Origin of the sequence: Pseudofrankia asymbiotica (genome assembly GCF_001983105.1) — a bacterium.
Lineage (GTDB): Bacteria > Actinomycetota > Actinomycetes > Frankiales > Frankiaceae > Pseudofrankia > Pseudofrankia asymbiotica.
This window is the reverse complement of record NZ_MOMC01000024.1, coordinates 172,204-183,924: the sequence shown is the minus strand read 5'-3', so window position 1 is coordinate 183,924 and position 11,721 is coordinate 172,204. Positions and strand designations below refer to the sequence as shown.

Annotated in this window: 8 protein-coding genes; 2 read left to right on the top strand and 6 right to left on the bottom strand. The window is 70.5% G+C overall.

Translation table 11 applies throughout. The features are described 5' to 3' along the window. The 4 genes from BL253_RS13430 to BL253_RS13415 all read right to left on the bottom strand — a co-directional run. Window positions 1-399, bottom strand: a 399-nt coding sequence (locus tag BL253_RS13430) for a transposase domain-containing protein (protein ID WP_206745130.1), incomplete at its 3' end; no start/stop codon positions are given. Window positions 400-606: 207 nt separating this feature from the next. Then, complete coding sequence (locus BL253_RS13425) at window positions 607-3,102, bottom strand: transglycosylase domain-containing protein (RefSeq protein ID WP_076816882.1); 2,496 nt, start codon at window positions 3,100-3,102, stop codon at window positions 607-609. A gap of 847 nt (window positions 3,103-3,949) precedes the next feature. Beyond that, window positions 3,950-5,023 (bottom strand): inositol-3-phosphate synthase, encoded by a 1,074-nt coding sequence (locus BL253_RS13420; RefSeq protein ID WP_076816827.1) that lies wholly within the window; start codon window positions 5,021-5,023, stop codon window positions 3,950-3,952. 74 nt (window positions 5,024-5,097) lie between these two features. Beyond that, window positions 5,098-5,763: a PadR family transcriptional regulator gene (locus BL253_RS13415; protein ID WP_076816881.1), complete on the bottom strand. Its 666-nt coding sequence runs from the start codon at window positions 5,761-5,763 to the stop codon at window positions 5,098-5,100. A 375-nt stretch (window positions 5,764-6,138) separates the two neighbouring features. On the opposite strand from BL253_RS13415, the gene BL253_RS13410 reads away from it, so the two are divergent. After that, a complete protein-coding gene (locus BL253_RS13410; RefSeq protein WP_076816825.1) occupies window positions 6,139-6,573 on the top strand; it encodes a DUF5318 family protein in 435 nt (144 codons plus the stop codon). Window positions 6,574-6,600: 27 nt separating this feature from the next. On the opposite strand, the gene BL253_RS13405 is transcribed toward BL253_RS13410, so the two are convergent. Then, window positions 6,601-8,475 (bottom strand): substrate-binding and VWA domain-containing protein, encoded by a 1,875-nt coding sequence (locus tag BL253_RS13405; RefSeq protein WP_076816823.1) that lies wholly within the window; start codon window positions 8,473-8,475, stop codon window positions 6,601-6,603. A gap of 402 nt (window positions 8,476-8,877) precedes the next feature. On the opposite strand from BL253_RS13405, the gene BL253_RS13400 reads away from it, so the two are divergent. Then, complete coding sequence (locus BL253_RS13400; RefSeq protein WP_076816821.1) at window positions 8,878-10,242, top strand: MFS transporter; 1,365 nt, start codon at window positions 8,878-8,880, stop codon at window positions 10,240-10,242. Between the two features lie 37 nt (window positions 10,243-10,279). On the opposite strand, the gene BL253_RS13395 is transcribed toward BL253_RS13400, so the two are convergent. Next, window positions 10,280-11,704 carry a CCA tRNA nucleotidyltransferase gene (locus BL253_RS13395; RefSeq protein ID WP_241834755.1) on the bottom strand — a complete coding sequence of 475 codons (1,425 nt, stop codon included), beginning with the start codon at window positions 11,702-11,704 and terminating at the stop codon, window positions 10,280-10,282. Window positions 11,705-11,721 lie beyond the last annotated feature (17 nt).

The following is an 11,721-nucleotide window of genomic DNA, read 5'->3' as shown; positions in this document are numbered from 1 at the left end:
GATCTGGACCAGCCGGTACCCACCCAGGAACACCCCGCCCTGGCCGGCGACACCGACCGGCCCCGCGGCGTGCTCGAACAGCATCCGCAGAGGGTCCGAGCCGACCCGGGCCCGCGCCTCACCCAACGACGGGCTCGCCGGCAGCGACCAGCCTGGCGCCTCCGGCCCACCCGCAGCCAGGACCGCGGCCCGGCGCTGGAAGTGCAGCCCGTTCGTCAACCGGACCAGCACCTGCACATAGCCACAGTTCCGGCCCCGGAACAGCCACAACGCCAGCACGAAGTACACCACCAACCGCGACGGCAACAACCGCCGCCGCACCTCCGCCGTGTCGGTCTCGTCAAGCACCCGGTCCACCAACTCCGGCGGGAAGACCCGCGTCARCACCCCCACCGTCACCCGGTCCGGCAACCAGCCCTCCGGCGACAGCCCCTCACTCCCGTCATGACCCACAGACCAAGCCTACCGACACGACGATCACTTAACCTATGGCCATTGGGGCCGGGGTTGGCGGCGTGGTCTTGCCCTGGTCACCGCCACGGCTACCGTCGCCGCCACCGCCGGCTCCTCCCCGGTCAGCACACCGGCGCACCTGGTCGGCGGCCCCTATCCCACATGCAGGATTCCGCCCCCTCGGTCGGGGGTGGGACTGGGTGTGGGGGCAGCGGTCTCGGTCGCGTCGTCACCGCCGTCGTTGCCGCCGCCTCCGCTAGTGCCACTGTTGGTCCCCCGGCCGCGGTTGATRCCGAGCGGGTCCAGCGGGTCGTAGGTGAAGCCGGGCAGACCGGGCGGGTTGTCGGTCGGCATGGTCGGCATGTCGGGCGTCGGGGTCGGCGACGGGGAGGCGTTCGTGATCTCACCGGCGTACGCCGGCGGGTCGAAGTTCTCGACCGGCTGGCCTTTGAGCGCGCCGTCCATGAATGCCTTCCAGATCTTCGCCGGCCAGTCGCCACCGTAGACGCCCGGGGCATTGCCGGTGGTACCCGGTACGTGCGCCAGTGAGGTGGAGTTGTCACCGCTGCCGCGGTACATATCCACACAGGAAGCGATCTGCGGGGTGTAGCCGCAGAACCAGGCGGTGCGGTAGCCCTGCACGGTGCCCGTCTTGCCGGCCGACGGCCGGCCGTCGGCCAGCGCCGCGCTGGCGGCGGTGCCGCCCTTCTTCAGCACCTGCTGCAACGCGTAGGTCGCGTCCCGGACCACGTGATCGTCGAGGACGGTCTGCGCGCCGGATGACGGCTTGAGGATCACATGCCCCTGGCCATTCACAACCTGGTCCACGATGTGCGGCGTCGTACGCACGCCACCGCTCGCGAGTGTGCTGTAGATCGACACCATCYCCGTCGGGTACACGTCGTCCTGGCCGAGAGTAATGCCAGCTTCCTCCCCCAGGGGCGACGCGACGCCCAGGCTTTTCGCCATGTTGATGACGTTCGACACGCCGATGTTCTGACCGAGGGGGACGTACACGGTGTTCAGYGACGCCGCAGTGGCGGTGACAAGATCGGTGTACCGGTAGTTGGGATCACCCTCGTCGTTGTGGACGACGTAGTCACCTGCCGAGGTGGTGCCTTTCAGCGTCACCTTGTCCGGCGCCTCATAGATCGACTTCAGATTGATGCCCTTGTTCAGGGCGGTCAGCAAGGTCACCGTCTTGAAGGTCGAGCCAGGMTGAATCGGCAGGGACAGAGTGTCGACGTATGACTCGTATCCCGTGTTCGGATCCTTGCCGTACAGCGAGCCGCCGTACCAGGCGAGTACCCGCCCGGTTTTCGGATCGACCGCTACCAGGCCGGTCTTCAGGTCCTTGAGCGGGTTCGGATAGACGGGGCCGATTATCTTGTTAACCGCTTCAAAGGCCGCGGTCTGTCGACCGTAGTCGATCGTCGTCGTGATCTGCAGGCCACCGGTGTTGATCTCGTCCTCGGAGATGCCGTGCTGCCCGAGCTCGTGAATGACCTGGTCCTGGATGTACCGGCCCTGGTCGGAGGTGTTGGAGTTGTTCTTCTTGGGCAGGATGTTCGTCGGGTAGGCGGGTTTCTCCTTCAGCCAGCCCTGGGAGATCATCGTGTTGATGACCTCGTTCCACCGCCGCTTCGCGGCAACCGGGTTCTTCACCGGATCCAGGTTGTTCGGCGAGCGGATAAGGCCCGCGATGACGGCGCCCTMGGCCGCGGTGAGCTGGCTGGCGGGCTTGTTGAAGTAAGCCTTGGAGGCGGCCTCGATGCCGTTCGTCTCCCGCCCGAAGTAGATCGTGTTCAGGTAGAACTCGAGGATCTGGTCCTTGGAGTACTTCTGGTCCAGCTTGACCGCCATCACGATCTCCTTCATCTTGCGGGAGAACGTGCGGTCCTGCGTGAGGAAGGCGACTTTGATGTACTGCTGGGTGATCGTCGAGCCACCCTGCTGGACGCCGCYGCCCTTCACGTTGGCAACCAGGGCACGGGCGATGCCACGATACGAGATACCAGGCTCGTTGTAGAAGTTGTGGTCCTCGGCGGCGAGCACCGCGTGCTGGGCGTCCTYGGAGATCTGTGAGAGCGGGACCGTCGTGCGGTCCTGATTTCCCGTGATCCGAGCGAGCTCGTGCTGGCCGTCGGAGTAGTAGATGACCGAGGTCTGGCCGCCGATCTTGATCTCGTCGGGCAACGGCACCTTGGTCATCGAGTAGATGATCGCGAGCCCCGCGACGAACAGCAGCACGCCGGACAGGGAGCCGAACACCACCAGCCGGCGCAGCCACAGCGGCCGCGCCCGCCACCATTTCGGTCCGTGGTTCCCGAGCTTGCGCCCCGGCTTGGCGCCCTCGGCCGCGGCGGCGCGCCTGGGACCGGTGCCGTTTCGGCCATCCGGGCCATCCAGCCCATCCAGGCCGTCGGCGCGGCGGTGGCTGCCCGGCCCCGCCGAACGGCGCGGCCCTACCTGGGTGGCGCCGTCGGACGGGACCCGGCGGTAGGTGGTGGCCTGCTCGTCGCGGTCGCTCAGCTCGATCCGGCTGAGCGCGGCCTGGTCGACGGTGTCGTAGAGGGCGTCCCGCTCGGCGGGGTGCGCCGGCCGGCGGCCCCGGTCGGAGACGCCCCGCGTCCGGCCGCCGACGGCCATGGTGGGGGCGGCGCCGGACCCGTTGGCCCCGCCGCGCGTGCGGTTGGCTGTGGCGCGCGGGTGGTAGGCCGGGCGGTCCGACGACGGCTCGGCGGCCGCGGGGCGCGACCCGGTCCGGTCGCCGCGCCCCGCGACAGGGCGGCGGCCGGTAGAGGTGGACGTGGCGGTGGCTCCGCCGGTCGGGCTGGGGCCGCCGGTCTGGCCGGGGCGTGGCCCGCGGCCGCCGGCCGGCCGCTCGGGCCGGGCCGGTCGGTCGGCGCGCTCGGGCCTGTCCGGCCACTCGTCGAGGCCCCGCCGGTCATACCGGTCAGGTCGTGGAACCTGAGTACGGTCGTCATAGCCGCGTGGGCCGCCGGCAGCGTCGCCCTCGGGGCCTCCCGCTGGTGGCGCCGGGCGTCGACGGACCGGTTCCTGATCATTAGGCAGGCTCAAAGCCGTCCCGTCCTTCCCGCACCGCGACCGGGACAAGGTGGGAGATTCGGTCGCGTTCGGTACATGGCACCCCAGGATCTCATGCCGGGCCGACCGCCGCGTCGGGCCCCCTGTCCCGCCAGCCTGCCTCTACCGCGTTGTCGTCCCAGGCCTGGTCACGTGTCGTCCAGGCGGCGGGCCTGGAACGAAGATCCAGGTATCCGGTGCCGGGTACCTCCCAGGCAGACGCGGCAGGCCCCCGGGAAGTTGTCCCTGAGGGGCACCGCCGGCTCACGGCTCAGGGATGGCTCGGGAACGGCTCGGGGATTTGGTGCCTCGGGGACTCGGTGAGACGCGACGAGGGCCGGGCATCCCCCTCCGGATGTCCGGCCCTCGTCGGGCGTGCGCCGCCGCGGCCACATCTGTGGCCGGCTGGCTACTCCTCGTTGAGGATGAAGGCTTCCACCTTGTCCCTGGCGACGCTGTCGCGGTACTGCTCCGGCGGGGACTTCATGAAGTAGCTCGACGCCGACAGGATCGGGCCGCCGACGCCCCGGTCGAGCGCGATCTTCACGCAGCGGACCGCGTCGATGACGACGCCGGCGCTGTTCGGAGAGTCCCAGACCTCGAGCTTGTACTCCAGGTTCAGCGGCACGTCGCCGAACGCGCGGCCCTCGAGCCGGACGTAGGCCCACTTGCGGTCGTCGAGCCAGGCGACGTAGTCCGACGGGCCGATGTGGACGTTGTCCTTGCCGAGGTCGTGCGAGAGCTGGGAGGTGACAGCCTGGGTCTTGGAGATCTTCTTGGACTCCAGCCGCTCGCGCTCGAGCATGTTCATGAAGTCCATGTTGCCGCCGACGTTGAGCTGCATCGTGCGGTCCAGGATGACGCCCCGGTCCTCGAACAGCTTGGCGAGCACCCGGTGGGTGATGGTGGCGCCGACCTGGGACTTGATGTCGTCACCGACGATCGGCACGCCCGCGGCGCGGAACTTCTCGGCCCACTCGGGGACGCCCGCGATGAAGACCGGCAGGCAGTTGACGAAGCCGACGCCCGCGTCGATGGCGCACTGGGCGTAGAACTTCGCCGCGTCCTCGGAGCCGACCGGCAGGTAGCAGACCAGCACGTCCGCCCGGGACGAGCGCAGGACCTCGACGACGTCCACCGGCTGCTCGTCGGACTCCTCGACGGTCTGGCGGTAGTACTTGCCGAAGCCGTCGTAGGTGTGGCCGCGAGACACGGTGATGCCGGTCGGCGCGACGTCAGCGATCTTGATCGTGTTGTTCTGGCTGGCGACGATCGCCTCGGCCAGGTCACAGCCGACCTTCTTCGCGTCGATGTCGAACGCGGCGACGAACTCGATGTCCGAGACGTGGTAGTCGCCGAGCTGCACGTGCATGAGCCCGGGCACCTGGTCGGACGGGTCGGCGCCGCGGTAGAACTCGACCCCCTGGACGAGAGACGCGGCGCAGTTGCCCACACCGACGATGGCGACACGTACCGAACCCATGACGGTTTGCTCCTTCTGACTACTCGGGAATGTGTGTGCAGGACCGGATGCGCCGCGCCCGTAGTGGGCGAGACTCACCGGGCCCCTGGGACCTCACCGTCGGGGTCCTGGGACGTTGTGGTGGGTGGCGTCACCGGCGGAACGGACGGCCGGGGCGCCGACGGCTGGGCGGAGTGCCCCAGCCCTGGCAGGTCCAGGTCGGTCGTCCCCGGCTGCGCCTGGGCGCGTTCGGTCTCGATCAGCTCGGTGAGCCAGCGAACCTCACGCTCGACGGACTCCAGCCCGTGGCGCTGGAGCTCAAGCGTGTAGGTGTCGAACCGCTCCCGGGTGCGGGCGAGCGCGGAGCGGACCTTCTCGCGCCGCTCCTCGAGCCGGTTGCGCCGGCCCTCGAGGATGCGCAGCCGCACCGCGGCGTCCGTCTTGCCGAAGAAGGCGAAGCGGACGCCGAACATCTCGTCTTCCCAGGAGGACGGCCCGCCCTCGCCGAGCAGCTCCGTGAGCCGCTCCTTGCCCTCGGCGGTGAGGGTGTAGACGACCCGGCTGCGCCCGCCGATCCGGCTCGCCGCGCCCGCGTCGTCGGAGGTCACGTAGCCCTCGGCCTGCAGCTTGCGCAGGCCGGGGTACAGCGAGCCGTAGCTGAAGCGGTGGAACGCGCCGAGCACGGCCGCGAGCCGCTTGCGCAGCTCATAGCCATGCATCGGGCTCTCAGCGAGGATCCCGAGCACCGCGAGCTCCAACACCGCGCCGCCCTCCCTCCGCGTCACCGCCACCGTCCGTCCCGCCCTGAGCGGCTCGGACACCCTGCTCGATCTCTCGCCCCGACATCTGGTCGGCCTCTCGGCCCACCCTGTCGCTCCGACATGTCGGCTCAACATGTCGTCCGAACATATCGAGGCGATACATCGACCATAGACGAGTCGGGACGACCATGGCAACAGGGGATGTCTGGTTGGCGTCCGGCCAGAGGCACACGGGTGTCGCGATCCGGTGGCCGGCCGGGCGGCCAGGTCGGGCAGCCGCGGTCCGCCCGCCAGGCCCCACCCGCGCCGAACGTGACGACAAGCGCGCATTTCGACTCTGGCGGAGCGGCGGGGGTCCGGGGGTACCGTGACTGCATGGGACCGCGGTCGGTCATCGATTACGCGCTCGTCCGCCGGGCGACGCTGACCGACCTGCACGCCGGCCGGGTCTCCCAGCACGAGGTCTGTGACGCCAACCCGTACCTGCTGCGGGCCGCCCGGCACCACGGCGAGCCGACCAGCAAGAGCTGCCCGGTCTGCCACGCCGGCGACCCTCAGCACCCAAAGCCCAGCGACCCGCTCGTACATGTCACGTACAGCTACGGCGACGAGCTCGGTTCCACCGCCGGGCGGGCCTGGGCCTCGAGTGACCTCCCGGAGCTGGCGGCCCGGTTCAGCGACCTGCAGATCTACGTCGTCGAGGTGTGCGTCTCGTGTGGCTGGAACCACCTTGTGACGACGTACACCATCGGCACCGGCGACCCACCGGTCCGGCGCTCCGCCCGTCGCGCCGCGCCGGACGGAAGCTGACGGGCACAGACAGGCGCTGACGGCGCGCTAGCGGTCCGTGAGGGCGTTGACCATCACCTGGAAGATCGAGTTGGGATCCTGGGCCGGGTAGGTCTTGGACCCGGTCGCCTCGGAGATCTGCCGCAGGGCGCTCTGGTCCGCGTCCGCCCCGTAGCCGATCGTGATGATGTGGACGGGCCTCTTCGGGTCGTACTCACTCTTCAGAGTCTGGATCAGTTGGGTGAGGGTCAGCGTGCTGGACTTGTCCTCGTTCTGCCCGTCCGTCAGCAGCACGACCTGGTTGGGCTTCTCCGGCTCGTACTGCGCGGACAGCGCTTGAAACGCGGCGAGGGCGGTCGCGTAGAGGCCGGTGCTGCCCTTCGCCTTCATCCCGCCGATGGCTGTGAGGAGCGCCTGCTCACGGGGCACGTCGGCCACCGTGTCACTCATCAGCCCGATCGGCACCAGCTCGCGGTAGGGCTTGGCGCCGTCGAGCCCCGTCGAGAACTGCCAGAGACCCAGACGGCTGTCCTTCGCGAACAGCGGGATCGCCGCGTTCGCCGCCGCGATGGCGATCTGTAGGCGGGTCTTGCCGCCGCTGCCCGGCACCGCCAGGTCCATCGAGCCGGACGTGTCGAGGACGGCCAGCGTGTTCCCACGCTGATGAATGCCCAGGAAGGCGCGCCGCGCGCCGTCGATCGTCTGGCCGTCGAGAGCGCTCGGTGGCACGGTCCGCAGCGCCGGGACGAACCCCGCCTTCTCGGTGAGCCTGGAGTTGGTCCGGTCGGGCGAGCGGTAGCCGGCCGCGGCCAGCGTCGCCTGCCCGGACGGTCCGGTGAGGTCCGCGAGAAAGTCCTGGGCCGCGGCCGCGCGATCGGAGCCCGGGGGCAGCGCCAGCGGCTGGTAGGTCGCCTCGTCGACGACGAGGCCGTCGGTCGGGTAGGCGGCGACGAGTGGGACGTCCGCCGGGCCGTGCCCGAACTGCCCGCCCGGCAGGGCCGTATCGGTCGTGTCGTCGGAGATCACGGCGCCGGTGCCCATGTTCACCTGGTAGGCGAGGCTCTCCGGCAGGACGAGCGCGGACATGTGCGTCGGTGCGTCCTTGCCCCAGCCGATGTAGGCGGAGACCAGGTCGGTGTCCGACTCCGCGACCAGGTCGGTGCCACGCTCGAAGGTGAGGATCGCGCCCTTGGTGTTCAGGTCGTCGGCGAACTGCGCCGCGGTCAACGCGGACGACGGCTGGCCGACGTTGCTCGCCACGACGTTGAGGACCGCGGCGAGCCCGGCGGACGACGTCTCCGGACTGGCAACTCCGATCTTGAAGGCACCCCATTCCGGATGCCCGCGATCGGCCCAGAACGATGCCGAGCCTTCGTTCGCCCGCAGGTCGGACCAGCTGAGCTGGCGTCCCGGCCAGCCGAGCGCGGTGGCCATCGGCCGCGGCATCGCCAGCACCACCGGCGAGCTCGCCACCGTGGTCCCGTCCGAGCCGAGCATCCTGGCGCCGGCGGCGCCAGTCCTGGCCAGCGCCAACCAGTCCGTCGACTCGGGCACCCAGACGTCGGGCGCCGAGCCGTAGGCGGCGTCCGTCCAGCCGGCGGCGATGGCGCTCGCCGTCTGACCGCTGTCGACGGTCTCCACCTTCACCCGGACACACTTGCCGAGCACCTGGTGGTGCTGGTCGTTGTAGCCGGTGGCGGCCTGGGTCAGCGCCGTGGTCAGGCTCGACCCGGTACGCACCGTGAGCAGCATCGTCTCCTGGCAGCTGGCGTCCGACCCCTTGCCGCCCAACAGCCGGGTGCCGGCGAGGTAGCCTCCGCCCGCCAGCAGCAGCACCACGAGCGCCGGGATCAGGATCTTTGCCCGGCGGGTGGAGCTCTCACCCGCGCCGCGATGACGGGAACGATGACGTGCGTCGGCCATCGGGTCGGACCTCCGCGGGCTACATCGACTGAGGGTCCACGGTCACGCGGGCTCCGCCACTGGAGCGTGACCGCGGCCCACCGGGGACGAGAGGCCGAACATAACGCATAGTGAAGGATCATCGCGAACCTCACCACACGTTGTGACATAGTTGGGCCATCGTTCCCGCCCGTGGGCCACGTTTCGTGACAGTTGCCTGACGTAGAACGACGGCCGGCCTGCGCATAATGACCTTCTGACGACGCAGGGTGGCGCCGTCGCCCGATCCGTTCACAACGCTTGTGGAACCAGCCCCCTCAGGGACTCGGATCCCGCCGGCCCGCGGGGGCCGGGGCCTGGACAGGTGCCCAACCAGCACCTCCCGCACGTTTCCGACCCGGATGGCTTCTAGGCTGCTGGGCTATGGCGTGGGCCGGGAAACTGCGGGAGTTGCTGGGTGTGCCCGGGTTCCGGGCGCTGTACGCCGCCCGGCTGACGTCGCAGACCGCCGACGGGATCTTCCAGGCCTGCCTCGTGAGCTACGTCCTGTTCTCGCCGGAGCGGGCGGCGTCTCCGGGGGCGTTGGCCGCCTCGCTGGCGATCGTGGTGCTGCCGTTCAGCGTCATCGGGCCGTTCGCCGGAATAGTGCTCGACCGGGTGTCCCGCCAACGGGTGCTGGTCGTGTGCTCCCTGACCAGGGCGGCGCTGCTGGCGATCCTGGTCGCGCTCATCGCCGCGGGCCACACCGGCGCGGACTTCTACGTCGCGGCGCTCGCCGTCGTCAGCGTCAACCGGTTCGTGCTCGCCGCGCTCTCCGCCGGCCTGCCGCTAGTGATCGACGTCGACCGGCTGATCGGCGCGAACGCGCTGTCGGTCACCTCGGGCACCGTGGTGACGCTGCTCGGCGCGGGCGCCGGAAGCGGGCTGCGCAGCCTCACCGGCGGCAGCGACGCCTCGGTGGCGCTGGTCGCCGGCCTCGCGTGCCTCGCCTACCTCGGTGCCGCGACGACGGCCGCGCGGCTCGCGCACCGGCACATGTTCGGACCGGAGAAGATCATCGGCTGGGCCGGCATCACGACACAGTTCCGCCAGGTCGCCCTCGACCTCGGCGACGGGGCGCGGGTGCTCTGGCGCACCGGGCCCGTGCGGCGGGCACTGGCCGCGCTGACCGCTTCCCGAGCGGCCTACGGGCTGGTTCTCGTCATGACGATCCTGCTGTACCGCAACTACTTCACCGGGCCCGACGGCGGCCTCGGCGGACTCGCCGTCACCGTCGCGGCCAGCGGCGTCGGAACGGTGACCGCCGCCGTGGTCACCCCGAGAGTCACCCGGCGGCTGCCCAAGGCCCGCTGGATCATGATCGTGCTCGTCTGCGGCGGCGTGGTGGAGGTCGTGCTCGGCCTGCCCTTCTCGTCACCGCTGTTCGTCGCCGCCGGCCTGCTGCTCGGCTTCTCCGCGCAGGCGAGCAAGATCTGCGTCGACACGATCGTCCAGGAGGAGGTCCCGGACGCCTACCGCGGCCGCGCGTTCTCCCTCTACGACCTGCTGYTCAACGTCGCCTTCGTGGCCGCCGCCGCCCTCGCCGCCCTCGTGGTCCCGGCGAACGGCCGCTCGTCGCCGACGATCATCGCCGCCGGCGTCGGTTATGTGCTCGCCGGTGTCGTCTACTACCAGGCCGCCCGCCGCCATGCGGTCGACATGCGGATCCGAGCCGTCGGCACGCCGCCCGTCGAGACCGCTCTCGACAGATCCCCCGCCCCCGCGGAACCAGCTGTTCCCAGCGGGTGAACTTCTCGGCGGGGGACGTGGGGCCGTCGAGGGCGACTCAGCCGCTCTCGCCGGGGATGGGCAGGCCGCGTTCGCCAGCCCAGCGCAGCAGTTCGGCGACGGCCGCGTCGCGGCCGACCATGCCCATGTCGAAGCGGAAGTCGAGCATGTGCTGGCGCGCCTCGCCGACGAGCCGGGACGGCCGGATGCCCAGGATCTCCATGATGTCGTCGCCGGAGAGCTCCGGGCGGATCGCGGAGATCTCCTCCTGGGCGGCCAGCGCCGCGATCCGCTCCTCCAGCGAGTCGTAGTGGCGGGCGAGCATCGCCGCCTTGCGCTTGTTACGGGTCGTGCAGTCCGAGCGCACCAGCTTGTGCAGCCGGCGCAGCTGCGGCCCCGCGTCGTGCACGTACCGGCGGACCGCCGAGTCGGTCCACTCGCCCGTGCCGTAGCCGTGGAAACGAAGGTGCAGGAACACCAGCAGCGTGATCGCGTCGGCGACGTCCTTGGGGAAACGCAGCGCGACCAGCCGCTTGCGGGTCATGTCCCGGCCGACCACCTCGTGGTGATGGAACGAGACACCGCCGCCGGTCGCGTGCCGGCGCGTACGCGGCTTACCGATGTCATGCAGCAGCGCGGCCCAGCGCAGCACCTCGTCCGGGCCGTCGTCCTCCAGGTCCATCGCCTGGCGCAGCACGGTCATGGTGTGCGCGTAGACGTCCTTGTGCTGGTGATGCTCGTCGATCTCCATTCGCAGTCCCGGCAGCTCGGGCAGCGTGGCGGCGGCGGCGCCGACGTCGACCAGCCGTCGCAGGCCCGCGACCGGGTCGGCGGAGATGATCAGCTTGCGCAGCTCGTCCCGGATCCGCTCCGCCGAGACGATCTTCAGCCGCTCGGCGCGCGCCGTCATCGCGTCGACCAGCTCGGGGGTGGGGGCCAGGCCGAGCTGCGCCTCGAACCGGATCGCCCGCAGGATCCGCAGCGGGTCGTCGTCGAGCGAGACCTCGGGCGGACCGGGGGTGCGCAGCACGGCACGAGAAAGGTCGGCCATGCCGCCGAACAGGTCGACGAACTGGTGGTCGGGGACCGACACGGCCATCGCGTTGACGGTGAAGTCGCGCCGGACCAGGTCGCCCTCGAGGCTGTCGCCGTAGGAGACGGTCGGGTTGCGCGAGTCGCGGTCGTAGTTCTCGGCGCGGTAGGTGGTCACCTCGAGGCGGGCGCCGCGACGGGCGAGGCCCACGGTGCCGAAGGCGATCCCTGCCTCCCAGGTGGCCTCCGCCCAGCCCCGGGTCATCTCCAGGACCCGCTCGGGCCGCGCGTCGGTGGTGAAGTCCAGGTCCGGGGCGCCACCGGTTCCGCCGATCCCGGTCAGGCGGCCGAGCAGGGCGTCGCGGACGGTGCCGCCGACGAGGTGCAGCGCGTGCCCGTGCGCCGCGAAGATCCGCCCGAGCTCGTCGGCGAGCGGCGGTACCTTCAGCATTCCGGCGACCACGCGCT

Bases quoted from the DNA above. Each gene is read 5' to 3' on its own strand.
- BL253_RS13420 (WP_076816827.1), bottom strand. From the start codon at position 5,023: ATGGGTTCGGTACGTGTCGCCATCGTCGGTGTGGGCAACTGCGCCGCG.
- BL253_RS13410 (WP_076816825.1), top strand. From the start codon at position 6,139: ATGGGACCGCGGTCGGTCATCGATTACGCGCTCGTCCGCCGGGCGACG.
- BL253_RS13405 (WP_076816823.1), bottom strand. From the start codon at position 8,475: ATGGCCGACGCACGTCATCGTTCCCGTCATCGCGGCGCGGGTGAGAGC.
- BL253_RS13395 (WP_241834755.1), bottom strand. From the start codon at position 11,704: ATGCTGAAGGTACCGCCGCTCGCCGACGAGCTCGGGCGGATCTTCGCG.